General features: G+C 35.7%; 32 protein-coding genes. 31 read left to right on the forward strand and 1 reads right to left on the reverse strand.

The window, feature by feature from the left end:
- From BCAMP_RS14510 to BCAMP_RS11680, 28 genes are all read left to right on the forward strand, one after another.
- The coding region (locus BCAMP_RS14510) for a hypothetical protein (protein WP_232217988.1) at window positions 1–218 on the forward strand (218 nt) is incomplete at its 5' end.
- 629 nt (window positions 219–847) lie between these two features.
- The gene (locus tag BCAMP_RS11580) at window positions 848–1,360 is read left to right on the forward strand and encodes a hypothetical protein (RefSeq protein ID WP_035315763.1); all 513 of its coding nucleotides are present in this window, start codon (window positions 848–850) and stop codon (window positions 1,358–1,360) included.
- Window positions 1,361–1,431: 71 nt separating this feature from the next.
- Window positions 1,432–1,578 carry a hypothetical protein gene (locus tag BCAMP_RS13630; protein WP_156921242.1) on the forward strand — a complete coding sequence of 49 codons (147 nt, stop codon included), beginning with the start codon at window positions 1,432–1,434 and terminating at the stop codon, window positions 1,576–1,578.
- A gap of 192 nt (window positions 1,579–1,770) precedes the next feature.
- Window positions 1,771–4,470 (forward strand): isopeptide-forming domain-containing fimbrial protein, encoded by a 2,700-nt coding sequence (locus BCAMP_RS11585; protein WP_156921243.1) that lies wholly within the window; start codon window positions 1,771–1,773, stop codon window positions 4,468–4,470.
- Between the two features lie 77 nt (window positions 4,471–4,547).
- Window positions 4,548–4,700, forward strand: coding sequence for a hypothetical protein (locus BCAMP_RS14035; protein WP_198015791.1), 153 nt, complete (start codon window positions 4,548–4,550; stop codon window positions 4,698–4,700).
- Between the two features lie 42 nt (window positions 4,701–4,742).
- Entirely contained in the window at window positions 4,743–4,895 is a 153-nt protein-coding gene (locus tag BCAMP_RS14040) for a hypothetical protein (protein ID WP_198015792.1), read from the forward strand.
- Between the two features lie 42 nt (window positions 4,896–4,937).
- Window positions 4,938–5,090, forward strand: coding sequence for a hypothetical protein (locus BCAMP_RS14045; RefSeq protein ID WP_198015792.1), 153 nt, complete (start codon window positions 4,938–4,940; stop codon window positions 5,088–5,090).
- Window positions 5,091–5,149: 59 nt separating this feature from the next.
- On the forward strand, window positions 5,150–5,536 hold the full coding sequence (locus BCAMP_RS11590) for a hypothetical protein (RefSeq protein ID WP_035315767.1): 387 nt from the start codon (window positions 5,150–5,152) through the stop codon (window positions 5,534–5,536).
- Window positions 5,537–5,555: 19 nt separating this feature from the next.
- Window positions 5,556–6,887: a CpaF/VirB11 family protein gene (locus BCAMP_RS11595; RefSeq protein ID WP_051457077.1), complete on the forward strand. Its 1,332-nt coding sequence runs from the start codon at window positions 5,556–5,558 to the stop codon at window positions 6,885–6,887.
- Window positions 6,881–7,696: a hypothetical protein gene (locus tag BCAMP_RS11600; protein WP_035315768.1), complete on the forward strand. Its 816-nt coding sequence runs from the start codon at window positions 6,881–6,883 to the stop codon at window positions 7,694–7,696. Before BCAMP_RS11595 ends, BCAMP_RS11600 begins: the two co-directional genes overlap by 7 nt.
- Window positions 7,693–8,559, forward strand: a complete 867-nt coding sequence (locus BCAMP_RS11605; RefSeq protein WP_198015793.1) for a hypothetical protein — start codon at window positions 7,693–7,695, stop codon at window positions 8,557–8,559. Before BCAMP_RS11600 ends, BCAMP_RS11605 begins: the two co-directional genes overlap by 4 nt.
- Window positions 8,560–8,579: 20 nt before the next feature.
- The gene (locus tag BCAMP_RS11610; protein WP_035315769.1) at window positions 8,580–8,942 is read left to right on the forward strand and encodes a DUF4320 family protein; all 363 of its coding nucleotides are present in this window, start codon (window positions 8,580–8,582) and stop codon (window positions 8,940–8,942) included.
- A 10-nt stretch (window positions 8,943–8,952) separates the two neighbouring features.
- A complete protein-coding gene (locus BCAMP_RS13635) occupies window positions 8,953–9,099 on the forward strand; it encodes a hypothetical protein (protein WP_156921244.1) in 147 nt (48 codons plus the stop codon).
- Between the two features lie 231 nt (window positions 9,100–9,330).
- Window positions 9,331–9,597: a type II toxin-antitoxin system Phd/YefM family antitoxin gene (locus BCAMP_RS11615; RefSeq protein ID WP_035315770.1), complete on the forward strand. Its 267-nt coding sequence runs from the start codon at window positions 9,331–9,333 to the stop codon at window positions 9,595–9,597.
- Window positions 9,590–9,847: a Txe/YoeB family addiction module toxin gene (locus tag BCAMP_RS11620; protein ID WP_035315772.1), complete on the forward strand. Its 258-nt coding sequence runs from the start codon at window positions 9,590–9,592 to the stop codon at window positions 9,845–9,847. Before BCAMP_RS11615 ends, BCAMP_RS11620 begins: the two co-directional genes overlap by 8 nt.
- 96 nt (window positions 9,848–9,943) lie before the next feature.
- Entirely contained in the window at window positions 9,944–10,120 is a 177-nt protein-coding gene (locus tag BCAMP_RS13640) for a hypothetical protein (protein WP_156921245.1), read from the forward strand.
- A 79-nt stretch (window positions 10,121–10,199) separates the two neighbouring features.
- Window positions 10,200–10,508 (forward strand): TrbC/VirB2 family protein, encoded by a 309-nt coding sequence (locus BCAMP_RS11625; RefSeq protein WP_051457078.1) that lies wholly within the window; start codon window positions 10,200–10,202, stop codon window positions 10,506–10,508.
- 71 nt (window positions 10,509–10,579) lie between these two features.
- A complete protein-coding gene (locus BCAMP_RS11630) occupies window positions 10,580–12,295 on the forward strand; it encodes a hypothetical protein (protein ID WP_035315774.1) in 1,716 nt (571 codons plus the stop codon).
- A 27-nt stretch (window positions 12,296–12,322) separates the two neighbouring features.
- Window positions 12,323–12,859, forward strand: coding sequence for a hypothetical protein (locus BCAMP_RS11635; protein WP_035315775.1), 537 nt, complete (start codon window positions 12,323–12,325; stop codon window positions 12,857–12,859).
- Between the two features lie 51 nt (window positions 12,860–12,910).
- Entirely contained in the window at window positions 12,911–15,601 is a 2,691-nt protein-coding gene (locus BCAMP_RS11640) for a VirD4-like conjugal transfer protein, CD1115 family (RefSeq protein ID WP_232217989.1), read from the forward strand.
- 66 nt (window positions 15,602–15,667) lie between these two features.
- Complete coding sequence (locus tag BCAMP_RS11645; RefSeq protein WP_035315777.1) at window positions 15,668–15,949, forward strand: hypothetical protein; 282 nt, start codon at window positions 15,668–15,670, stop codon at window positions 15,947–15,949.
- Window positions 15,950–16,065: 116 nt separating this feature from the next.
- A complete protein-coding gene (locus BCAMP_RS11650; protein ID WP_198015794.1) occupies window positions 16,066–17,451 on the forward strand; it encodes a pLS20_p028 family conjugation system transmembrane protein in 1,386 nt (461 codons plus the stop codon).
- Window positions 17,414–18,646: a hypothetical protein gene (locus BCAMP_RS11655; RefSeq protein ID WP_035315780.1), complete on the forward strand. Its 1,233-nt coding sequence runs from the start codon at window positions 17,414–17,416 to the stop codon at window positions 18,644–18,646. Before BCAMP_RS11650 ends, BCAMP_RS11655 begins: the two co-directional genes overlap by 38 nt.
- A gap of 17 nt (window positions 18,647–18,663) precedes the next feature.
- The gene (locus BCAMP_RS11660) at window positions 18,664–18,954 is read left to right on the forward strand and encodes a DUF5592 family protein (RefSeq protein WP_035315781.1); all 291 of its coding nucleotides are present in this window, start codon (window positions 18,664–18,666) and stop codon (window positions 18,952–18,954) included.
- Window positions 18,955–19,007: 53 nt separating this feature from the next.
- The gene (locus BCAMP_RS11665; protein ID WP_035315783.1) at window positions 19,008–19,643 is read left to right on the forward strand and encodes a hypothetical protein; all 636 of its coding nucleotides are present in this window, start codon (window positions 19,008–19,010) and stop codon (window positions 19,641–19,643) included.
- Between the two features lie 11 nt (window positions 19,644–19,654).
- Complete coding sequence (locus tag BCAMP_RS11670; protein ID WP_035315784.1) at window positions 19,655–21,577, forward strand: VirB4 family type IV secretion system protein; 1,923 nt, start codon at window positions 19,655–19,657, stop codon at window positions 21,575–21,577.
- A gap of 23 nt (window positions 21,578–21,600) precedes the next feature.
- Complete coding sequence (locus BCAMP_RS11675; RefSeq protein ID WP_035315786.1) at window positions 21,601–22,017, forward strand: hypothetical protein; 417 nt, start codon at window positions 21,601–21,603, stop codon at window positions 22,015–22,017.
- Entirely contained in the window at window positions 22,004–22,675 is a 672-nt protein-coding gene (locus BCAMP_RS11680) for a hypothetical protein (protein WP_035315788.1), read from the forward strand. The genes BCAMP_RS11675 and BCAMP_RS11680 overlap by 14 nt, the downstream gene beginning before the upstream one ends.
- Before the next feature lie 137 nt (window positions 22,676–22,812).
- Here BCAMP_RS11680 and BCAMP_RS11685 read toward each other — a convergent pair whose 3' ends face one another.
- Window positions 22,813–23,658 carry a hypothetical protein gene (locus BCAMP_RS11685; protein WP_035315790.1) on the reverse strand — a complete coding sequence of 282 codons (846 nt, stop codon included), beginning with the start codon at window positions 23,656–23,658 and terminating at the stop codon, window positions 22,813–22,815.
- Window positions 23,659–23,756: 98 nt separating this feature from the next.
- On the opposite strand from BCAMP_RS11685, the gene BCAMP_RS11690 reads away from it, so the two are divergent.
- From BCAMP_RS11690 to BCAMP_RS11700, 3 genes are read left to right on the forward strand one after another with little or no spacing between them, the layout of a single operon-like run.
- Window positions 23,757–24,875, forward strand: a complete 1,119-nt coding sequence (locus BCAMP_RS11690) for a bifunctional lytic transglycosylase/C40 family peptidase (RefSeq protein WP_035315791.1) — start codon at window positions 23,757–23,759, stop codon at window positions 24,873–24,875.
- Window positions 24,876–24,891: 16 nt separating this feature from the next.
- On the forward strand, window positions 24,892–25,533 hold the full coding sequence (locus BCAMP_RS11695) for a hypothetical protein (RefSeq protein ID WP_035315792.1): 642 nt from the start codon (window positions 24,892–24,894) through the stop codon (window positions 25,531–25,533).
- 20 nt (window positions 25,534–25,553) lie between these two features.
- Window positions 25,554–26,408, forward strand: a complete 855-nt coding sequence (locus BCAMP_RS11700; RefSeq protein ID WP_035315794.1) for a hypothetical protein — start codon at window positions 25,554–25,556, stop codon at window positions 26,406–26,408.
- Window positions 26,409–26,473: the final 65 nt, after the last annotated feature.

A 26,473-nucleotide genomic window follows, 5' to 3' on the forward strand; every position in this document is an offset into this window, starting at 1 on the left:
TTTTGTTCAACGGTAAGTCGTATCAAAACACACGAGATGGCTTTATGAAGTGTGTGGATGCACCCCAACGGTTGATGAGTGTTAAACGGCTCTACACCAACATCCGTCATGTCCAAAATGACAAACGCTGCTTGATTGCGAAGCGATGTAAACTCGGCCAACCACTCGAAGATGTAAAACACTATTACTACAAGCACAGAAAGTCTCTGACACGTTAATTTTTCTTTGTTTACACTGTGTGTTTTGACACACGCATTAAAATCATAGACGGCTTGTTACTTGTACGACTGTAGTTATTGAACGCTGTGAGAGGCTTCAAAAAAAGTTGCTAGTAAGCGGCAAATAACAAGATGCTCGACATGATTTTTGTTCTTTGAAAACTAAATAATGTAAAGGTCACTGCGTAACCCAACCCTCGCAGTCAGCGGTTTGTTTAGGAACAAACGACTTTCTAATTGGTGCTAAAATGACACTTTGGTTGGAGGCACATTAAAAGAATATGTACACTGTCGTATTCACTCCTTTGAGAGTTTCCAGTTGTCGGACAACAGTATAAACGAGACTTTAAACCGTCACATGTTAAGAAAGATGCCACGATATTTAAACAGTCCTTGAAGTGAGATAGGGGTAGCTCCTAAAGCTATCGTTAATCAAGCGACAAGAAAAAAGAGTGTTTGAATGAGCGTGTTTGCTTAACTAGAGTTGCAAGGGAACAGCTGCTTAAACCTTGCCTAGATTATCCGTTAGGATTGTTTAGCTGTGCTAATTTTTTTATTATATATTCGAATCAGAATATAGAGTGTAAACAAAGAAAAAAACGATTAAAAAAACTAAGGAGTTAGATGCTATGTATTATGCAATTGGATCAAAAACACAAAAGATTTACATGAAAGACGGGAAACGAAGCAAGGTGATGACCTACATACAGTCTATCCCTTTGCCATTGCCGGAACTGATAACCATTCATGAAATACAACATACAAAAGAGTACCGTATTATTTTCAAAGAAAAAGGGACAAACGTGCGTTACAATACCTTACTAATACTTAAAGAAAAAGAGTTTGAACTCTCAGAAGAAGCAGTTATTACTGCGTTTGAGAAAGTGAAACAACTTTCAGAACCGTTCTCTTTGATGATGAAAGATCACAAGCAGCGATTAAGTGCATTGACATTAGATCAATCCATCCGAATTCATGTGAGTGAAAACGTGAAACACAGTACACGAAAGACCAATCAACGTCATATTAATCCTGAAACTCAAATGAATAAAGCGGTTCAATTAATCCGATTCTCGAATGAACAACACCGCATCTTTGAACACCTTATGAAAGAGTATGACGTGAAAAATAACAGAGAGTAAAAAAGAGAAAATCGATAAGAGATTTTCTCTTTTTTTGTGCGAAAAATTAATTAGAAAAGGAGAAGTCACTAATGTATTACGCAATTGGACGTTATTCAAAGAAGATATATGCCAAATCGCTTAATCGAGAGGATATTTACACGTATATTAAGCAGCTTCAAATTCCTTTCAAAGAACCTGTCAATGTGATTGAAAGGCCAGTCAAAAACAACGATTGACAGAACGTGTTAATCGCCATTTGTTCGCCTTGTGAACGTTTTCACTCCCTTGATAACCAAGGGGCTGTCGAATGATCTATAAGGGTCAGAAACGCAGCTGAAAGGCTTGGAATTACCTATTGCTGAAGGAGGTGGTTGTTATGGGAGTACAAAGGTAACACACAAGAGACTTTCTTTTTGAAAGGAGAAAAAATGGCGAGTAAACAATTCATTCGTTTTTTAATGCTAACCGTTTGCCTCATGGGTTTTCTTTTAATCAGTAATCAAGTATTGGCTGATACACAAGAACGTGAGAATGCAGCAAACATTGATTTAGATCGACCTGAACGACCCGAACAAGCTACTGTCAATCCGTTGTTACGAAGTGGTTTAACTGAGCTGCGAAAGAGTAGTAGTATTGTGGGCAGTCCAAATCATGAAACAACGACATCAAATACGGTCATTCCCGAAAAATATGATTTCATCATGCACTTTTCAAAAGAGACCAAAGTAAAACCATTTGGGACAACATGGAAGATTCATGATGAAAACTGGGGTGGGGCTTACAGTGGGTATACGGTTGTAAAGCCATCTGACAGTTTAAAAGGGAAAATCGGTGTGCTTTATACAAACGTTGCAGAGTATCAAGGACAGAAAGTTGACCTGAAAATAACGGTGACAGGTTGGTCTCAATATTTAAATAAAGGGAAAACAACGTTAATCACTTACGGAGATAAAGGAATTAGTCATTCACAATCAGGCTTCAACTATGTGAATCAACGTTGGGAATTTATCAACCAAAAGACAGGAAAGCCTTTAAGTGTGGAAGGATTTTTTGTGACATTCAATGATTTAGATTCTAATCAGTCGATACAGTTAGACAAACAATCTGTCACGAACACTGAAAAAGTGTACGCACCTAAAAATTCAACGATTCGTTATGAAGGTCTCAGTGGGGAACGTAAATACTCCAATGAAAATGGGGTCAATTCGAGTACAACTGATGATAAGTATGCGATGACAATCACCTTTAACAAGGCCTCACAGTTTAATTTTAAGTGGGGAAAAGATTATGATAAGGCAGGTTACAATAAAGATTGGTTCTTTGATCCTTCGTGGACAGGGGGCGATTATTTAAGTTATGTCGATACAAAAATCGCTCGAACAGAAATACCAAAACCAACTAAGTCGATAGTTGTAAAAGACAAGTTAGTCACAAGTTCGGTGATGGATAAAAAAACAGATGCGATTGATTATCGAGTCAATCATCGTGTCCCTAAAGAACGTTCGGATTTTTATTACAAATCGTACACACTAACGGATACGTTAGCTGCACCACTTGAATTACAGAGTACGAGTATTAAAGATGCGAATGGAACAAATCGAAACAGTTACTTTAAAGTCACACAAAGTGGCAATGAAATAACGGTAAGTGCCACATCGGCCGCATTAAAAACAACAGGCTTCTATGATAAAGATTATTCGTTTAATTTCAAAACGAAAATTAAAAAGAACTATAATCTTGAGCCGTTGATTAAAGATAAGCAAATCATTTTTCTTAATAAAGCGAGTGTCAAAGTCGATAAGACGTCTAAAACGACAAATGAAGTGAAAACCGTATTAAAAGTCAAAAAATTGACGGTTATACACTATGACAAAACAGATAATAAAGAGTTGAAGAAAGAAGTCTTTACAAAGTTTAAAGGCGATAGCTACAAAGCTGTGCCGTTAAAAACATTGAAAAATAAAGACGGGTATCAATACGTGAGTTACGATGGCAAAACATATGAAGGCACGATGGGTGATTCAGATATTACCTTACGTTTACCTTATGTCATTCCTAAAGTGACCGTTAATTCCGAACGTATTGAGATTCTAACCAACAAGGCCAGTCAATCCACAGGTCTTGAAACGAAAGTGACACTGTCTAAATCAGATCAAAATAGTAGTCATGCTGATCTGAGTCAATTAAAGTACAAAATCAGTATCAAAGACACGGCTGAAAATAAGATTGTCGCTTCGGAAACACGCTTATATAAAGAGTTTAAAAAAGAGACGACTTTTTCATTGCCTCTAAAAACAAAAAAAGCGGATGAAAAAATTCCGTATCAAGTACTTGTTGAATTCGTTGATAATAAGACGAATATTAATGCCAACACAGAAACAACAAACTTTAAAACACATGGGTATACCGCCTCTGAAAAACGTTTTTCTAATGCCGACTTAAAGAAAGGGGCATTAGACTATAAAGGGGTGATTCAAACGATAAAAAATCGTACGGATACACAAGTGAAAGAAAAGTTTGAAACATTCGCTTTTAGCCTGAACGATCAAATAAAAACAAAAACAGGCTATGGCTTTGAAATGAAGTCAGATATGACATATACCAACGAACTGAGTAAGCAAACCTCTTTAGACTTGAAAATGAAAGTGCCTGAAAGTTTTGTAGATAGTTACCTTGATTATGACATTGTGAATAAGCAGCTAGCGATACCGTTAGAACAAACGCAAAAGAACAATGAAACAATCAGCAACGGTATTCAACAATATGTGGCTTATGATTATCCCGAAGTGTATGTCGAAGAAAAAACAGGGTCACTTTTCACACGGAAGCAAGTGCAAGAAAACGATTCTAAAATTAAAAATGAGACTCTTTTTGGTGGTCGCAAGTGGTACGTTCCAATTTGGCATGATTTAGGTCAATCTTCTTTTGAGATCGAAACAGAGAAGCCGATGGGTGTCCACCAAGTGACAATCGACATGAAACAAGACATCGATGTCTATGCTTATATGTATGCCACGATAGATAGTGAAACGCAGGCAAAAGATGAATTATTATTACAGCCGATTTATCCTGATAAGCAAAAAGTCGAAGGTTGGACAGCTGCAGAACAGGCATGGTTGAAAAAATAAACGGAGAAGACAAGCAACGGTGCTTGTCTTCTTTTTTATGTGACAAAGGTGTCTATTTTTGAAGGAGGTGAACAGAAATGTTAGATCAAAACACAGACAGAAGTTGGTGGATGATTGGTGCAGTCATCGTAGGTGCGGTATTGATTGGATTAGCGAAAGTAGCTTTTCCTGAAGTATTTGAAATGGTTATGACGTTCTTTAAAAACATGATTCCAAGCCAATTAGGTTAAATAATGAGTGAAATAAATAAGAAATGAAGGAGGTGAACAGAAATGTTAGATCAAAATACAGACAGAAGTTGGTGGATGATTGGTGCGGTCATCGTAGGTGCGGTATTAATCGGATTAGCGAAAGTAGCTTTCCCTGAAGTATTTACACTTGTCATGGACTTCTTCAAAAATATGATTCCAAGCCAGTTAGGCTAAATAATGAGTGAAATAAATAAGAAATGTGGGAGGTGAACAGAAATGTTAGATCAAAACACAGACAGAAGTTGGTGGATGATTGGTGCAGTCATCGTAGGTGCGGTATTAATCGGATTAGCGAAAGTGGCTTTTCCTGAAGTATTTACACTTGTCATGGACTTCTTTAAAAACATGATTCCAAGCCAGTTAGGCTAAATAAACGATAAGACCAGCGATCGTCTGGTCTTTATTTTTTCAGAGAAAGAAGGGGTAACATGCTCGCTGATTTTCCGAAGAAATTGATTTTTATTTTTCTAGGCATGTTTTTGATACTCGGTATTGGCACGTATGTCATGAAAAATTATCAATCAGATTCATCAACACAAAGTATTCAAGAAACATTAAAAGCCACAGCTTTAGAAAACAGAGACAATTCTTCACGACTTGAAAAAGGTACATTTAAAGTCGTTAAACCTACGTTTGAATCTGATTTCAAAAAGAGTATGGCCTACAACCGTAATTACAAACTTGATAAAGAAGCAGCGTACACGTTTGATTATTTAGATGACGGTCAAGGTGGCATCAAAGCAATTAAAGTCAAAGTGACGGATAACGGTGAAACGTATCAAGCAACGTGTGTTTTATCTTTAGGACAGGATTAAATGAAAAGGTGGTAGTGGTATGAAAGTGAGAAACATAGAACCAAAGGAAACAAAAGAAGTAGCAACTCCAAATAAACGAATTGAACGTCATAAGCCTATTTCAGATAATTTGTTAGAAGAAATACAAAAAGACATCATGTCAAAACATGCCTCCCTCGTTATTCAAGCGAGTGGCCGTAATGGTGAAGCTAAACGCGTACAACTTAAAGCAATTATCATGAAGGAACATCGAGGGACAATCAAAAACAGTGCCGATATTGCAGAATACATTGTGGCTGAAATGGTAGGGACAGGGGTTATCGAATCGATTATGGAAGATGAAACGGTGACTGATATTTCGTGGAACGGTACATTTTTAACGATTGAATCAAATGATGGCCAACGAACAATGTCTTTGTCTGATTTAGGGTTGGCCACGATGAAAGATGCCGATGACTATATGAGTAAAATTATTAATAAGTTTGCGAATACAATGGGACGACCGTTTGATGATGCGAATCCATCACTCGATGGCTTGCAGGGAAACATACGGATCAATGCCATGCACAATAAAGTATCTCCTTCAGGAAAAACGATGTCGATGCGTATTGTCCGACCTAAACTCGCTTTGAAACTCGAAAATTTTTCGTCATTCGCTCCTGATTATATTTATCGGTTTTTAGAAAGCATTATCAAAACACACGCAAATGTGGTTATTTCAGGTGAGACAGGGACAGGTAAAACAGAATTACAAAAACTGTTATTATCTTTTGTGAATAACGAAGACAAAATCATCATGATTGAAGATGTTCCTGAAACACATGCGAAAAAATTGTTCCCTGAGAAGGATGTCTTTGAATGGCTCTCTACACCACAACGGCCAATTGGTTTACTGGTCAAAGATGCGTTACGAAATCAGCCTAAATTCATCATTGTATCTGAAACACGAGGGGCGGAAGCTTTTGAAATGTTACAGGCGGTCTTATCAGGGCATTACATTGTTACGACCCTGCACTCAGTGTCCGCTGATGCGAGTCCGAGACGTTTTGTGAATATGTGTAAGTCAGGCTATGACATTGACGAGAACGCTACACGAGAGGATATTTTAAGCAACTTTGATTTTGGGATTCACATCAAAAAATTAAGAGTCAATGGGAAGACGATTCGTTTTTTAAGTGAGATTGTGGAATACAGTCCGACAGGAAATACAACGATTTTCAGTCAAAAGTATCGGAATGGCCAATTCATTCATGATACACAGGCTGTTTCAACGGCTTTTCAAGAACGAATGGCAGAGAAAAACATTGTGTATGACTTACCACTACTACAAACAGGTGAGGAGGAGATAGCTCATGAGGATGAAAAGTGCTAAAACTCAAAAAAAAAGGGGTCTTTAATGTAGGTGAACTACAAGCCTATGCGGTTGCTTATGGTAAACCGTTAGGAAAAAAAGATTATTTCACACTAATTATATCCCCTGCTTTTTTCCTTTCTCTTTTTAGCTTTTTGTTGGTGTATTATTGGTGGGTTTCACTCATTATTTTCATCGTGGGTTTGTTCTATGGGTTGCGTATGATTCTTCCTAAAACAGTTAAACGAAATTATGAAATAAGAGCGTTACAAGAACGAAATAAGTTTATCAATAACATGACACAAATTTTAACTGATGAGGAAAAAACATTAGTTAAAGCACTGTCTCAAGCAAAATCACGTTGTGCAGGCGAACTTAAAAATGACTTGAACGTCTTAGAAGCGACACTTTTAAGTAGTGATATGGATTCAGTGAAAGAAGCATTCACTGAGCTGAACACGAAATATAAAGAAGATATTGTTTTTTCTCAATATGCAGAACAACTTGAAACAGCTGTCGTTGAAGGGAAAACCAATATTGATACGTTTAAAGACATTAAAACCTATCACAATGATTTAGTGCGGAAAACAAAAGAATTTCATGAGATAAAAAATGGCCACAAAAAAGATATGACACAAATGTTGATAATTATTGTGCTTTTTATCTTGGCGATTACGTTTAGTTTCAGTTTTACAACCTTTTTTGAAGCGTTTGCGAGAGGAATCACAGGTTGGATTACGTCGTTACTCTTTTTTAGCATGATTTCTCTTTTTTTACACAAGTTTGTCAAATTGTACTTTGATGATTCAATCATGGAGGTATCGAAATGAAAATAAAAACAAAAAAAACAGAACAGCAAGCAGGCCTACGTTTAGGGGCATTGAAAGAAACCAAACACAAAAAGAACCGATTTGAGGATACACATTTAGAGAAAGAAACGACTTTAACCGTTAGAAAAGTTAAAAAGATAGCCGATAACGCATGGATTCGTTCAGTAGGCGATACTAATTATCAAATGTTGCTTGAGATGGGTAATTCAAACTTTGCCATTATGCGTTGGCAAAAATCACGGATACTAAAAATGATACTAACGGCATTAGTTTTCTTTGTTGTTGGTTTTTTCTTTTACAAAAAATTAATGTTGATTGGACTCGTTCTTCCGTTCTTACTCTATTACATGCAAGGAAAGTCGATTGTATCAGGGTATAGCCGTTATAAATTCCAACGGCATTTACAATTCGCCAAATTCACACGACTACTCATTCCTTATCTTAAACAGACGAGTGCAGGGGTGAACCTTTACAGTGTGTTTAATAAGATTGTGCCTCGGTTAGAACATGAAGCCGATCAAACGTTACTTCTCACACTGATGAAGGAGATGTCAGATAAACCGAATTCTATTGTGCCTTTCACTGATTATGCGGAAAAAACGAGTGGGTCAGATATGAGTGTTCTTTTCATGTCTACCATCTTTGATTTACGTCAAGGGACAACCGATTTATCAGTCATCATAGAATTAGGTAAGATTGCCAGTGAAGAATTAATGGATAGTATCGATCAAATCATCACATTTAAGTCGAGACGTTTCTTGTTGTTTCCAACAAAAATAACAATGACAACCTTTCTTGTGGTCATTGGCTATGCGATTGCCGTCCTTATCTACAATATTAAAGACATTAATCTTGGCATGTAGGCTAGAAAGTAGGTGACAGTGTGCAAGAACAGACAGTTTCAGAGTTTGTTAAATGGTTTATTGGTTTGATTTTGATTTTTGGTATGGTTTCAATCGCTCTCTTTTTATACCAATTTCAAGATATTAACACGTATAAACAACAAGTGAATTATCAAATTGAGAGGCAAGGCGGCCTGACCAAAGAAGCGATTGCAGCATTGAAGAAAGAGTCTGAGGATAATTACAATGGTCGTTACACCATTAAAAGCGACAAGTTGAATCAGAAAGTTCAATTTGGCGAACAAGTGGATTATACAGTCGTATCTAAAATAACTGTTTATCTCTTTGATATACCCGAGGTAACCATTGAACAAGCAGGTTCAGGAGTGTCACAGGTGCGTTAGGAGGGACATCATGTTAGAAAATAATACGGCACGATTTGTCTTTCTTATTTTAGGGGCAATCGTGTTGAGTGCAGTTGTTGTAACCCTAACTGATAGTTGGGAATCTATTCAAGAGGGGTTTAATGCCTTTTTCACACATAAACGACAGAAAATGTAGTCGTACCAATAAAGATAGTGGTGATTTTATTTATGATTTTAAGGAGAGAGTCTTAATGATGGAGAACACTTTTATGGAAGATATAAATTTTTCAAAGTATTTTAAGTTGTGAAATTATTGTCTATTGTTATGTAATTGCATATTCATCAAAAAAGAGTTATAATTATAGTACAACATATAGTACAACATATAGTACAACATATAGTACAATAATTATAGGCGGTGTTAATTATGGAAGCTGTGGCTTACTCAAATTTCCGAAAAAATTTTAGAGGGTATATGAAACAAGTGAATGAAGATGCAAATCCTGTGATTGTAACAACGAAAGAGATAGATGATACAGTAGTGGTCATGTCTAAAAGAGATTATGATTCATTACAAGAGACATTGAGAACATTATCTAACCCATATTTAATGGAAAAAATTAGACGTGGTGATAAACAATTATCCGAAAAAAGTTTTAAACATCATGAGTTAGTAGAGGTCTCAGATGATTAAAGCATGGTCAGATGATGCATGGGATGATTATATGTACTGGCATAATCAAGGTGATAAAAATACAATAAAGAAAATAAACCGATTAATTAAAGATATCGATCGTAATCCATTTGAAGGAATTGGGAAACCAGAGCCTTTGAAACATGAATTGTCAGGTAAATGGTCACGTCGAATTACGGATGAACACCGTCTTATTTATAGTATTGTAGATGAGGCGCTTTATATTTATTCTGCAAAAGATCACTATTGATATTTGAAAGCAAGATAATACTAGAAACACACTAAAGAGGTGACGGATGTCATCTCTTTTTTGGTATTCAATTTTAGTTTAAGGAGGTGAAACGACATGGCAAGTAGCACGGAACGAAACAAAGAGATTAAAACAGCTGTTACATTGATTCTCAATAAAAAGAACATCAAAGTATCGGCTTGGGAATCTGAAATTTTAGAAAAAGCAAGAGAAGAACTTTTTATTAAGGAAATGATTCACCCTGAACGTATTCGCAAAGCGTTCTCAGAATAACCAATATGAAGCGATGAGAGTTGAGACAATGTCTGAACTCTTTTTTTATGACAAAAAATAAGAAAAGGTGGTTTTAAAAATGTTAGATAGTATACATGCAGCTGTCACAGGTGCTTTATCAGGCAGTTTTGATTTTTTAGCACAGATGGATTTAATGGATTTCTTCTCAAATACAAGTAAGTTTATTGCTTCTACGACAGGAAAAATCAAAGGATTAGTTTTAGTAGTCGCAACACTTTGTGGTGTGATTGTTGGTGCGATGATGATGTTCGGTGGCGGTGTTTCTCAAAAGGCTAAAGGTTGGTTAATGTGGATCATCATCGGGTGTTTAATTGCATGGGGTGCGGCAGAAATTATGAGTACGTTAAAATCAGTGTCAGGATTCTAAATAACGACTAAAAAAAATAAAGTGCGGCAATTCATTTTGCTGCACTTATTATTTAAAAAGGAGAATAAACTATGTTTAAGCCAAAAGAAAAGAAAGAAAAAACAACCATCACTTTGAGATACAAATTTAAGTTTATCGACTTACCAAAAAAGGTGAATCGTAGTTTAAAGAAATTGAATATGAAGTCGTTTTACGCATTAACTGAAACACAAGAATGGTTAGAAAAAATAAGTACGCTCATTAGTGAACCTATCTTAGTCACGATTGCATGTCATGACGATGAAGCAGGGGTTGAGTACGAATTAGATGGTGTTAAAATTTATGCCGATACGAAACCTAACTTGCTCGAAATTATTGAGCAACAATTTTTAGAAGCTGAAGAAATTCAAAACAGCAGTCATATCGTGACCACGATTAATCGTCAATATCAAGACGAGGTGGCAAATGGAGGGTATGAATTTGTTGAAGAAATGCTACCTGAAACATATCCAGTCACAGATATGTCTACTAATGAGAACGAAGTTACCGAAGGTGATGATGAAGAAGTCGATGAAGTAATCGTCCCTGAAGAAACAGAAGAAGAAGCACTTCCTATTACTTTGCCTTCAGAAGACGATGAACAGCTTGATTTCGATGAAGAAGAACCCGAAACGATGATTCAAGGCCATGTTGACCCCTCAGAACCTTATAACACACAGCATAATGAAGGGGTGGAGTACAGTGCGAACTATAGTGCCGTTGTCCAACCGATTCAACAAAAACATACAGTCGCCTTTCCTGAATATGAAAATTATCATAGTTTAAAAGATGTTCAAGCGATTGAAGAAACGATTACACGCTTTCAACAACGTCTTCAACCCGATAACCTTGTTAAAATGTTGGGGTTAACAACTTTAGCAGATCAGTCAGATAATAAGTTGAAAGAAATCACCTATCACTTTGCAATGAACTCGTTGAATGAACAAGAATTTGTGTTGTTAAATGACCATTTCATCAAAGAACAAGAACGCATTTTGAAGATGAATAATGGCCAACTATCAAAAGCTTACGAAAGTGCGATGTTAACAAACTATGAGCAAGAAGTGCTTGAACTAAAAGCAGAAGAAATTGAGACGTTAAATAGTCAGGCACAAGAAAAAGTAACCGCCTTTGAAACAGAGCAGACTGCGTTGTTTTTATCGAAAAAAGGCAAACTACAGGTTGAGCATGAAGCACAAATTAAAGCACTAGAAAGTAAGCAACACAATGAAATGGCCTTGTTTGAGGCTACGGAAAATGAACGGTTAAATAATCTGAGTGCGCAGGTGAAACATAATGCCGAAAAAGAAGCGACAGAACATATTGAACGTTTGAAAAAAGAAGAAGAATACAAACTGAAATCACAAGCAGTACGCTTTTTAGTTGATGGGAAACGAGAAATGATTGATTCAACGATTACTGAGCTAGACGAGGCTATTAACAACGTATGGGATCACACGTTAGATGAATTAGAAAAATTGAAAGAACGATTAGCTATGAAAACACCTGAATGGCGTAATGAGATTCAAGAGCAACAAATGATGCGATTGAAAGAACAAGCAGAGGCACGAGAACAACAAAAAATTGATTTAGAGCGAGAAAAATTAGAAAGCGAACGAATTAATTTAGACCGACTCAAAAGCGAAAATGAAAACTTAGTGTATGAATTACGTGAAAGTAAACTAGATAAAAAAGGACTTCAAAATGAAAATGCGTTATTACGAGAAAAGAATGAACAAGTCGGTGTGTTTTCACGTTTCTTTAAATAAGCGAACGGAAGAAAGGATGGATCGAAGATGTTACTCAATCGAACGGATGTCACAGGGTATATTTCACGTATTAATGGCCATATGAATGAAAAAGGGACGGCAAGTCAGATTTATTTTGATTTGCAAGTCCCTCGCTATGCTCCGTATTTAAACAAGAGGGTGTATGATGTGATTCAATGTCTGATTTCTACAGCATTAGACAAGAAGACACACAAGCCTTTGTATCCTTTATATGGTCACTTTGCAGGTAAATGTATAAAGAACCAAAAAATACGTGTTGAAGGAGTCATGAAGGGTTATAAAGAAACGTTGGTCGATGGGAGCTGGTATCGGGACGTACCTCAAGAGAAACAAGACGAGACTGAACGCTACTATCGGATAACGAATCAATTAGAAGTCACTGGTTTTGAAATATTAGAGACCAAAGAAGTGGTGGAAGAACGGATGAGTCGCTTCGAGCAGCAAAGCGAAACAGACATCAAGTTAAACGAAACGAACGATATAAATCCTTTGTTTGGAGAGGCCATTGGTCAGCGTTATCAACCGTATGAGGTGATGGAATGAAGGTCACCCCTTTGAAAAAAAAAGAAATCCCCTTTAGAACAGTTAGTGAAGGTGTCCAAAGGGTTAGGGGCTATCTCATTTAAACGCTTGTTGCCTGCGAAAAAGACATTCCATACAAAAAACATTGAAGGGGAAGCATTGCCTGATGAACAGAAAAGGTGGGATCGTAAGCGACTCCTTCTTTTTTTACTCATAAGCAGTGTGCCTCTTTTTATTTTGACCTATCTGACAAATATGGTGATGCAAGTGATTCAATGTGTCACAGATAAACGTTATACAGTCTTATTAGAAGCTTCCAATTATCTTAATGTTTCATGGTTTTGGTTACCGCCCTTTTCACTGGTTAAAACAGCTCTCTTTTATTGTGCTATTTTATGTGTCATGACCCTATATTTGTACAAAAAATGGGAATATAATCGTCCTGAATTAGCATTTGGACAAAAAGGGGACTCACGTTTCACAACAATAACCGAGCTGTTGGAACAATATAAAGCCATTCCACTGAAAAGTAAGCCATTTAACGGCTATGGTGGTGTGCCTATCTCTTACTACAAAGGAAAGTATTTGATTGATACCGATACGGTCAATTCAATTTTCCTAGGGGTTAGTCGATCAGGGAAAGGTGAAATGGCCGTTGTGACGTTAATTGATAATTTAAGTCGAGCTGAAAACAAATCAAGTATGGTGGTTAATGATCCAAAAGGCGAGTTGTTCACAGCTTCTAAAGAGACCTTAGAGAAGCGAGGCTATAATGTGATGTGTCTGAATGTACTCGAACCACTTGAAAGTATGTCTTATAATCCTCTCCAGTTAATTATTGAAGCGTATCAAAAAGGCGATGAACAAGAGAGTGCTAAGCGATGTAATACATTTACAAGTATGTTATTTGCGAAAGGAATGGGTGGTGATAATGAATTCTTCTATAGCTCTGCGAAATCAGCAGTCAATGCCATTATCATGACAATCACGCAAAAAAGTTGTGAGGAAGGGACACCAGAAAAAATCACCATGTATAATGTGGCTCAAATGCTTAACGAGTTAGGCAGTTATAACTTTGTTGTTGGCCAAAAAGAAGTGAACGCTTTGGATGAATATTTTAATACTTTGCCTCAAGGAAATATTGCCAAGCTACAATATGGAGCGACTTCTTTTGCAGGAGATAAGGCGAAAGGCAGTATTTTAGCAACAGCCTCTCAATGTATTGATATGTTCACCTCTGAAATGTTTGGTAAGATGACCTCTAAAATGTCGATTGATTTAAAACAAGTGGGCTTTCCAAAATCACTTGAGTTTCAGTTTGAAGATTACTTGGTGGGTCAACGTGCCACAGTCAGTTTTATGACGACCGAAAATAAAGTCATCGCTCAGTATATCCTTAAAATTAAAGCGAAAGGTATTTGTATTCTTAACTTTAAAGACACGTTGAAAAGTGGGTTTAAATTAACGGTATCTGTCCCTTACTTCAAGGTCTATTCTGAAAAGGGGCAGACCTACCGCAAACGAACATCAGATTTGGTGGGGCATGAATACGTGCTTAAATTTAAAGAAGACCATGAAAAAGAAACAGAGTACGACACACAAGTGAAACTGCTTAATCAAAAACCACTTGTGTTCGAAACAAATAAGGAACAACATCCGACAGAAAAGTATCTTAAAAAAGATGATTTTGTGTTGAACTATAATGAAAAACCGTCAGCCGTCTTTATGATAGTGCCTGATTATGATACATCGAACCATATTATTTGTTCGGTGTTTATTAAGCAGCTCTATACAGAGTTAGCAAAAAATTGTTCAGAAACAAAAGATAAGAAATGTGATAAACGTGTTCACTTTATCTTAGATGAAGTCGGGAACATGCCTGAAATTGCAGAATTAGATAATATTATGACAGTTTGTTTAGGTCGTAACATGTTGTTTAATCTCTTTATTCAGTCTTACAGTCAACTGAATAAAATTTATGGTGATTCGTCAGAAACAATCAAAGAAAACTGTCAAAACCATGTGTTTATTGTATCGACTAACAGCGATACGATTGAAGAATTCTCGAAAAAATGTGGGTATAAAACAGTTAATTCTACGAGTACCAATGAAAAACAATACAGTTTAGATACAGGTGTCAGTCGAAGTGCCGATCAAGAGCGTATTATCACTCCTGAGCGACTCTCGCAGTTGATTCCGGGGGAAACGGTTGTCTTACGAGCGTTACATCGAAATGCTCTCAATGGCAATAAAGTCAGACCGTTTCCAATTTTTAATACGATGGAAACCAATTTACCGTATCGTTACCAATTTTTATCAGAAGACTTTGATACAACTCGTGATTTAAATGAGTTGGATATTAGTAGTATTCATGCCAACTTTAGTTTGAAGAAAAATCAAATTGATTACAGTGACTTTATTTTGAATAAGAAAGCTAAAACCGTCTACATTCAGCGACAATCGCAGAGTACAGAAGAAATACTGGTGGCGACAGAAGAAACTGAGGACGTTACAATGGAAAAAGTAGTGGCCTTACTGAAAGAAACACTAAAAGTCATTGAAGTTTATAAAAGACATGAAAACATTCAATCGGATACATTAGAAACAATCTTACAAGCTATTCGAGACGATTTACGAAAAAAACATGTGAGTCAATTAAATTTAAGACGAATCGGACAATGGTTACAAACGAATAATGCAGAAGAACGGTTAATTTTCTCGATTGAAGCCCTTCAAATTCAGTACGAAAAAATAAATAGTTAGGACTCAAATCCCCTATGGTATACTAATTGTGTAAATAACTAATTAAATATAACTAGGAGTGGTTGCATGAAAAAGATAATGATAACCTTCGCTGTTTTAATGAGTGTAGTATTAGTTGGATGTGGCAATAATACCTATCAAAGCGAAATTGATGAAGCTGTGAAAGTGTTGCAAAAAGAAGGTTATACAGATATAAATAGGGACAGTATTTCGGCTAATGTATATAATGACGGTTCGTTTATCATAATAAATAATGATGTTTATGATAGATATGTAGAAAAAGACGAAAATGGTAAATATATAAAGTCTAGCAGTGTGAAAATTGAGAAAGAACTGAAAAAAAAGTAATACAGTAGAAGTATACTCTGAGAAGAATGGAAAAGAAATAAAAAAATAGATGGAAAGAGCTGACTTATAAAGTTAGCTCTTTTTTTATGTGTAAAATTAATGATTAGAAAGGAATTATGATGAAAAAAACAAAAAAAAAAATAAGATGGTTAATCTTATCACTAATGATGTTGATAAGTATCTTTATTTTGAAACCTTTGACTGTATGTGCAGCTTTATGGGGAAATGATAAAGATACAAAAGAGATTATCACTTTTTTGGATACGCACTCTAATTGGCTTAACTACAGTGATGATATTTTAACGAATTCACTTCATACAGCTGGTTGGTGGCTTGTTAAAGGGATGTATCTTCTTTCCGTTAGTTTGGAAAAACTAGTGGATAAGTCGCTTGATTTACTGACTTTCTCATCGGGGAATTTGGCAGATGTAGGAAGCATCGGGAAAAGTGATTTAGATATTGTGAGTTCAGGGATGATAAATACAATTGTCATTGCGTTATTTACACTAACACTTGTTTTTTTAGGCCTTAAATTTATAATTGGAAAAACACCTCCGAATTTCAAATCCGTAGGAATTAATTTAATGATTTCAGTTGTACTGATTATGGGATTGCCTTTTATTATGTGGGAATTAGGAAATGTTTCCAAGTCATTTTATACAGAATCAAAAGCTTTAGCTACCGTGAATGGCAATTCAAAAGAGGAATCTTTGTCATTTGGACTTGTGAAAAACAATACAGCTGATTTGTTGTATCTGACAAAAAATGGTTACGATCCGATAAAAAACTCGGCAAGTAACAGTGAGGCTAAGAATAATATGTCTGAAAAGACATTTTTACTCAGTGGGACATCTGAGATTTTAACAAAAAGCGTGTTAGAAGAAATAGAACCTAAAGATAAATACAATGAGAAAGAAACAGAGGCCTTAACCTATAAACTAAGTACAAATTTAGATGGTAAGTTATCGGCTGTGAAGACTGAAGACAGTATGTGGAGCGTATTTTCGGACAGTTTGAAGGGCGGTTATCAACGGTTCTCTATTCCAACCTTTACCGTTTTAGTTGGATTAATTGCAATTTCCGTTGCCTTCCTATTCTCTATATTAACAATTGTCACAGCGACATTTGAACTAGGAGTGGCAAAAATCGTGTCTGTTCTTGTGTTTGCAACGGATTTAGAAACAGGAGAAAAGACAAAGACCGTTATCCAAGACATTATGACTGCCTATATGGTTATCGCCTTTACAGGTGTGAATTTATCGCTTTACTCTCTCTTTGTGAGCTATATCGGGAGCAAAGACATGAATCTTATTTTATATGTCCTTTGTATGATTGGTGCGACCTTTATTTTAATGAAGGGTAGCAAGACCATCATGCGTTACTTTGGTGCAGATGTCGGACTATCAAGCAGCATGGGACAACTGATTGCGACAGGTGCTATGGCTAAAATGGCACTGAGTGGTTTTGGAAAAGCTAAAGAAAAAAAAAGGGCAAGCATCTAAAGGCGATCATCAAGATACGTCAGATGAACGTGGGACAGATCGAACAGATAAACAGTTTGGCGACTCGATTAAGAACTTTAAGAAAAATACAGGTGCAGTGGCCAAAACAATGGGTGAAGGCATTAAAAGTACAGCGAATATGACAGGTACAACAATAGGATACGCTAAGAATAGAGGCCTCGGAGGCATGGTACAAGATGGTAAAACGGAAGCTGCCTCAAAAACTCAAGATGTGTTATCGAATACAAAAGAAAAAGCAAAAGAGTCAATCAAAGATGCAACAGATACATTGAAGAAACCATTTGTATCTTCTAAACGAGGTATTGATGATATGAAGTCTGAATTCTCTAAGGGACATGAAAAAGGAACAGATATGGCCACTATTAATGCAGGCAGTCAGGATATTAGAAAAGCATCAAATAAAGGACAAGGAGTATCAGCTGTTGAGGAATTAGAGAAGAATACGAAACGTACAGATGCTAATGCGAAAGGAAGTACACCTAAGACGCATGAAGTGAAGGAACGTATCAATGCTTCAGGACAAGGTGCTGACTCAATTGAAGAACTTCAGAAGAATACGAAACGTACAGATGCTAATACGAAAGGAAGTACACTTAAGACTCATGAAGTGAAGGAACGTATCAATGCTTCAGGACAAGGTGCTGACTCAATTGAAGAACTTCAGAAAAATGTGAAGCAGGTTAATTCTAAACTCAATACAGGTACAGGTTCTCATACAACGAAAGAACGAATTAATACGCTATCAAGTAACACAACAGGGACAAGAAATGTATCAGAACGAGTACAGTCATCACCAAGCAGTACAACAGGGACAAGAAATGTATCAGAACGAGTACAGTCATCACCAAGCAGTACAACAGGGACACGAAATGTCACAGAACGAGTACAGACATCACCAAGTAGTACAACAGGGACACGAAATGTCACAGAACGAGTGCAGTCATCACCAAGTAGTACAACAGGGACACGAAATGTCACAGAACGAGTACAGTCATCATCAAGCAGCACAACAGGGACAAGAAATGTATCAGAACAAGTAAAAACAACAAAAGAAGAACAGGTCGTCACGGAACGCAAAACGTTGTCAGGTTATAACAAGCAAATTAAACAATCAAGTAGTCAGACTAAGAAAAAGAAAGCAGACAGTTTGAAAGATAATCCGTTTTTCGACTAAGAAAGGAATGAAAGTTGATGTATACAAACCCTAAAAATATTAAACAGGAGATTAAAATTCTCTTTTTCTACTTTGTAGACATTATGATTGTAATCGGTGGTTTTATTGTAGGTGTAGGGATTAGCAAGCCCTTGCACTTATCCTTTGGGATGACCTTGTTTTTAGAGATACTCACCACGTTATTTGCTTTATGGTTGTGTGTGAGAGCGCCTAGTCATCCTAACGAACGGAATTTATCGGTGCTTATTCATTTATTTAAAATGGATCGAAACCACCATCATTCAATTGAAATCGAACGTCAAAAATAAACGAAGCAGTCCTCTGAAAAGAGGGCTGTTTTATTATAAGTGGAGGCTCATGTATGAAAGTTAAATCAAGTAAAAAAGAATTAAATTTTAAGTTAGATGACATTCTTGATTTTTTCAAGACAAAAGATGTGTCAATGATTGAATCTTTACCAATCAAACGGATTTTACAGAATGGCATTGTTGTTGATAAAAAAGATCACTATCAAGCCTTTTTAAAGGTCAAGACAACGGATTTAACATCGTTATCTTCAGATGATTTTAATCGAACCGTGAATAAATTCACTTATCTATTGCGAGTTTATACTGAACCTTTGAAAATCATCTCATTAACCTATCCAACCGAGGTTAGGGAACAGTTAAGTTATTGGAAATATCGCATTGATGTAACGAAGAAAAAGTTATATGCGTTAGAAAAAACAAGAGAGTATGAAACGTATTCTCGAAAAGAAGAATACTTACGCAATCAACTCACTTTAGCGTATGAAAATTACAATCGTATTGGTTATGTCGGAACGTTAAAAGAGCTTACCTTCTTATTTGTTGTGTATGGAAAAACGCAGGCCGAAGTGGTCAATCGAATCAAAGATATGACACAGTATGGCGGTAAAGAGTTAGGTCTTGGTTTGTTAGATAAAGAAAAGGTAACGACCGTACTAACAAAACTAAATAATATGAATGAAAAAGATTAGGGGGAATACAGATGATAATTAATCAAAAAGAAGCTGTCCGACTCAAAGAGTCAGGTTACGATTTAGAATTGATTGAAAAAATTCAGATAAAAGGGGGAGCGAAGTTCAAATTTGATCGGCATATGTTGACAGGAAATGGCTATGTGTCTTGTCTAGTTGTCCATGAATTTGCCGAAGATGTTTCTTTCAAGTGGTTAAGCGACATTATGGGTATTCCTGATACAGTGGCAACGTTAGATTTAGTCACAGCGAATAAAGAAGATGTGGTTAAAAACATTAATAAGAGTATTTCAGAGTTAAGGTATCGTACGGAAAACGAACGGAGAACCACTGATAAAACAGATGCTTATAATGAACAATTAAACTTAGAAGAATTTGCAGCAATGATTACTCAAAAAGGTGAAATCGTTAAAAATATGACAGCTCGTATTTATATTTATGATGATTCTCTGGAAGAACTTGAAAAGAGAGTCACTCAGATACGAAAAGATTTAGGCAGTATGAATCATAAAGCTGTTGTGCCACTCTTTCGTTCTAAAAATGATTACCAATCGTTGTTCAAAGATGGTGTTTCTCAATTGGAAGGGTCATTTGCAATGCAGGGACAACCGATACCCTCGACTAATATTGGTGGCGGTATTCCATTTCATCACAAAGCACTCAAAGACCCTCAAGGGTTTTATTTGGGACAAACATCCACAGGTGGGGCATTTGTGTTTGATCCGTTTCGATCAACAAGTGAAAGACGTTCGTTTAATGGCTTTATCTTAGGAAAGATGGGCTTTGGTAAATCAACGTTACTGAAGCAGCTACAAGAAGGTCTTAAAGCAAAAGATGCCTTTATTAGAGGGTTTGATAAAAGTGGGGAATATGAACGACTCGTAAAAGAAGAAGGTGGTGTCTACATCGACTTGTCAGGTGGCGATAAGAAAATAAATCCTCTTGATATTATGGCCACTGTTTTAAATAAGGATAACAGTATTGATGAACAAAAAAGCTTCTTAAATCATTTAACTAAATGTTCCAATCAGATACGAAATTTAGAACCTGAAATTGATAATAGTACGATTACTGAATTTGAAGATTTATTAAGAGAATTTTACACAGATAGAGGCTTTATTCCTAAAGACTTTCTAAAACAAACAACACCTAAACATTTGAATATCTGTCGGTTACCAAAAGAACAATATCCCACGTACACCGATTTTAGAAACTATTTGGATGAAATTAAATTCACGTCTGCGACACCTGAAAGAATTCGAAGCCTCGAAATCATTCAAGTCACGGTCAATAGTATGTGTGAAAACTATGCACAAATCTTTGATGGGGTAACAACCATGCCTGATTTTGAAAATGAGAAGATTGTCTTTTATGACACGTCCAAATTATCAAAATTGAAAGAACCCATTTTTCAATGCCAACTTTTCACAGCTTTAACCATCATTTGGGACAATGCACTGAAGAACGGAAGCACGCAAAAACAACTGTTGAAAGAAAATAAAATCACTCAAAAAGACTTAGAATACTTCATGGTATTACTCGATGAGTGTCACAACTACATCAATCCAAATAACGTATATGCGTGTGAATACATCGCTACTTTTCAACGAGAAATGCGTAAGTTCCGAGCAGGTGTTTACTTTGCGACTCAATCGCCACAAGAAATCATTCCAACGCAGGCTGATTCACGAGTGACAAAAATCATTCGTACTATTTTTGAATTATGTACGGTCAAAGTGTTATTCAACTTAGATGCTTCTATATTAAAAGAAATGAAAGGTATTTTAGGCGAAACGGTTACTGAAAGCGAAGTGATGATTTTACCTGAGCTGCCAGTTGGCCAAGCGATTATTCAAACATCTTCTCGAGATTCGTATTTAGTTAAGTTTGATCCTGAAGAAGATCAGTTAGAACGTTTTGAAGGCGGTCAATAATATAATAACTAGGAGGTATAGTTATGATTCATGAAAGAAAGGATTTTGAATATTTAATCTGTACGAGCAGTGAAGCAGACGAAGTTAATCATCAAATATTATTAAACTGTTTGAATGAAAAATACCCTTTTTTTGAAGGAGATAGTGATAACCCTGAATTTAAAATGAAACTCATTTCAGAGGAAGCAAAAGAAAATGATGTTATTCAATTTTCGTTTAACATAAAACGAACGTATCGACTGAATAGTATAGAAGTGTGGAAAAAAGAAAAGGGTTCAAGTAGTCGCTATGATAAAGGGATTTTATTTTACGAAGAAAATAGTGAGTTGTTGCTTGGACGTTGGGGGGATTGGTTATTTAGTGAAAATGATAAGGAATTACAAGAAAAAGATAGAAGAATATCAAAATTAGAAGGAGCATGCGAGTATGAAGGAAGTTAATTTATATGAGGCTATCGAGATAAAAGCTAAACTGAAGATTTTCCTATTCATCAATGGGGATGTCAGTCTTTTGATTCATGCGAAAACATTACTAGAAACCTCTGAGTGGCTTGAAAAAAACCACTATATTAGAAGCGATGCCTTTACTAGTGGTAGTTTAATAATGGAATTAACAGAAGAACAGTACCATAACAAAGTACAAGTAGAAAGTGGACTCAGAAAAAAAGCGATAGAAATATCAAATCAACGATTTTTTATATCTGATGATATCATAGAAAAAAAATCTCAGATGAGAGAAGTTTGCATTACAAAAAAGACTGGATTTGAAACACTTATTATTCGTAAATCACTTATCTTCATAGATAAAAATGTTAGTATACTAATTCTTGCGGATAGTTTTTCAGATGCTGCAACATGGCTAGAATCAGAGGGTTTTATAGAACAGAAACAGGCATCTAATAACATGAATTATGTTTCTAAAAGATTGATGTTTCAACTAGAAGATGATCCACTCGACTGGTGTTTTTTGGTGAGTGAAGATATAGGAGGCTGTGCAGAAGAATATGGAGAAGTTCCTTTTCAAGGATTAGGAGGTGGAATTTCGCCTCCTAATTGGGAACAAGCTAATATAGAGCTGAAAAAGTTAATCAATGATTAATATTTCAAGATAGAAATAAACTTTTAGGCATATTATTTTTGTTGAAATCAAATCTTAAATCACGAGAGTTTTTTTCAAAAGTACCCACATAGTAAAGCATAAATTTATAGTTGTTAAGGTCAGAATATGTTTCTGCCTTATTCGCATATTTCACAAGTTCCTTGTAGAGCGTAATTTTTTTTATTGTTTCTAAAGTCACTTTCAAATAAAAGAGTATAAGGTTGATATGAAGTATCGTTAGCATTGATTACTGTAGAATGTATGAATGACAATCTAAGCACTTTCTGTCCATTAAAATTAACCCATTTTACAATGGCATCACCATAATAGATAGAATAAATATTGTCAATAAGTTGACCACCTATAGGAATGAAAATATCTTCAAAAGTAATAGGTGAATGTGTCTTGTCCAGTAAGCTAATTGAGGGGTCGTTCATTTGATATTCTTCAAAGAAATCAATCAGCCGTTTGATAGAACTGATATGAGGTACTCTTTTTTTACTTGTTAGATTAGCCTTTGTATCTTTGTTCTTGAGAGATACATTTTTAACATTTGAATTGTTAGATTCAAATGACTGTGTAGCTTCTTTGTTTGGAGGAAATCCTTTCCCTTTTTCAAAAGACATAATGAATGTATTTCCTTCTTGAGTATAGTAAGCTGTTTGCTTCTTTTCATGTTTTCTTTTTTCAGTTCTATCAATGACACGTCTACAATGATTAGAGTGATTTTGTTGTTTAGACCGATTAGAGAAATACGGAGCGATTCTATTTGCATGGTTAGTTTCATCTGTAAAATCAATACCAATATTAATACAAGTAAGCTGTAATTCACAATTTGAGGCACAGTGAAATTCGTTATTTGAAAGAAGTTCTTTTGGTATGACCTTACCAAACTCGCTTTTTCCTATGAACATTTCATTGGCTTTCTGAGCAGTCAAATATTTATTTAAACGTGAGCTGAAAACTTCATTGTAAGTGACCATTTAACTATCATTCCCTTCGTTAAGTGAAAAATAATGTAGTGTCTCAGAGAATTTTACCATAAGTTATAACAGTTAAAAAATCATAAAGGAGTCTTTGAATGAGTGTATCTAAAAAAATGTTAAAAAAAGGAGCTTCTTTGTTTTTAAAGAAGCTCTTTTCTGCGTACAGCGTTTATATTGTTCCTGCAATTCTCATCATCATTGCGTTATTCTTTGTTGTGGTTACGGTTGTAGGATTCATGGCTACACAAAGTTCTAATGAAGAAGGCATAGAAATAGGTGGTGGAAAAAAAGAATTGTCTCCGAGTGTTCTGAAATGGAAATCACAGGTTGAAAAGGAAGCAAAAGAACAAGACGTGTTAGACCTTGTGCCGTATGTTCTTGCGATTATTCAAGTTGAGACCAACGGTAATTCGAAAGACTTGATGCAAAGTTCTGAGTCCGCAGGATTACCCGTAAACTCCTTAGACGAGATTGGTTCGATTCATCAAGGTATCAAATATCTTAAAAGTGGCTTTGACAAATTAAACACTAGTGTGGGTGGCAAAGATATTCTTGGTGTCATCCAGTCTTATAACTTTGGAATAGCTTATGTCGATAAATTACTATTCGCTAATAAAAAGCACACACTAGATTTCGCTGAAAACTATTCGAAAACAGTGGTTGCTCCTTCACTTGGAAACTCAAGTGGCCAAATCTACTCATATATAAACGATGTGTCAACGCTGCATGGTAAGCCCTATTTATATTTGAATGGTGGTAATTTCTTCTATGCAGAACTTGTTTTAGAATATGTTGGCACAGGGTCAGGAAATGGAGGGACACCTATTAATCCACAAGATTATTATAAGGATTTGATTGCTGAAGCTGAAAAATATGAAGGTAATCCTTATGTTTGGGGTGGCTCAAATCCATCAGAAGGGTTTGATTGCTCAGGACTTACACAATGGGTTTATGGTAAGTCAGGGTTTCAAATAGGACGTGTAACGACCGATCAATATACGAGTACACAAAAAGTATCGCTCTCAGATGCGAAGTCAGGAGACTTAGTATTTTTCAAAGGAACATATGGTTCGCCTGATTATATTTCGCACGTGGGTATCTATGTGAACGAGAATACAATGTATGATGCGAATGATTCAGGGATTGGTTATCACAATTTAAAAGCAAGTTACTGGCAAGAACACTTCGACAGTATTCGTCGAGTACAAAAATAATGAAGGTGGGATTACTATGAAAATCAAAAAGTTACATTTACAAATAGCGACAGGTGTTTTAATCTTTTGCTTGATTGTGGCAGGCATCACGTTAATGAAGAACAAACAAAAAATGACAACACTTGAACAGAGCTACTCAGAAAAATTGAAGAAAGAACAGACTAAACAAAGCCAATTAGCCACTGAAAACAAGACGTTGAAAACAGAAGTGCAAGCAGTAAAGAATAACGAACAAGAAAAAAACAGTCAAAATTTCGACTCGATTTCATATCAATTCATTGAAAATTATACGACTTATGCGACTAAAAACATTAGTAATAAACGAGAGGTACTTTTAAAAATAGCCAACGATACCGTGGTCAATAAGATTGTTCCTGAACAACAAGTGGCGGATATTGCCTCACAACTGACCGCAAATAATAAAGATAAAAACATTTATAGTTCTGATTTAACTTTTGAAAGTAAACTTCTGACAAGCAAAATTTATCGAGATGTCACAGGGAATAATTCGTGTGATTACTTTGCTCTTGTGACCTATGAAGTGTCAGGGGCTAGTGGTAAATCGGAACAACAAGTAATGCTGGAGTACGCACTCGACAAGTCCGTTGATGGCAAAATAAAAGTGGTGTCGTTTGATTATCATACGAGTGTCAATTAAAGAAAGAGAGGCTATATACAATGAAGTTAAGTAAAAAAACAGGTACAACACATACTAAATTCACTAAGAGTAAGCAATATATGCTTACTCTTTTTATATTCTTTTGTGTCTTAATGGTGATTATTATCAGTCCCAAACTGATGGGTAAAAACTATGATTACGACACCATCACATTGAATGAAGATGAAACATTAGGAGCTGACTTTTCAGCACAAGTGACTAATATTACCTACAACCCTTCAAAAAAAATAATGAAATTGGCTTTTAAATATAACGATCAAAACGTGATTAACCGTTTAAGTAACTTGAAAATCAGCTACGATTTTAAATTTATTAATAATCAAGAGGCTGTAGATAGTCGTAAAAACAGCAAAGAAATTAAAGTGAGCGATGACTACATTGTCGTCTTTGTTAAGAATGTTCCTGAAGATTTTGGAGTCATGTCTTCCACAATTCAACCTCGTTTAACTCATGCGAAAGCCGAAGAAAAACAAGAATTTAAAGAAGCAGAATGGAAGTTTTATGTTTCTCAAGACGATGTGAAAATTGATAACGCACTAAAAATAGTGACTAAAAGTGAGCTAATCAATGAAGGTGTTCAACAAGAAATTAATGATGTGGAAAAAGAAATTAAGAACGTTAAATCTCAAATAAAAGAAATGAAAGTTGAAATGTCATTAACTGAAAAAGAGATTGAGAGTAAAGAAAAAGACCTCGATTATCAGACACTTGAAGAAAAACAAGAGACAACATCCGATATTAATTCGTTAAAAGGGAACACCTTGTCTTCAAAAAGCAAGATAACTGAACTCAATGAAAAGATTGAAAAGTATCAACAAAAAATCAAGTTGCTTCAGACAAAAATGGTGAAATAGAGCGTGGGACTTGTGTGGGACATTCAATTTATCACAGTGGGACGTGCGTGGGACATTGTATTTTA

Source organism: Brochothrix campestris FSL F6-1037 (assembly GCF_000525915.1).
GTDB classification, from domain to species: Bacteria; Bacillota; Bacilli; order Lactobacillales; family Listeriaceae; genus Brochothrix; species Brochothrix campestris.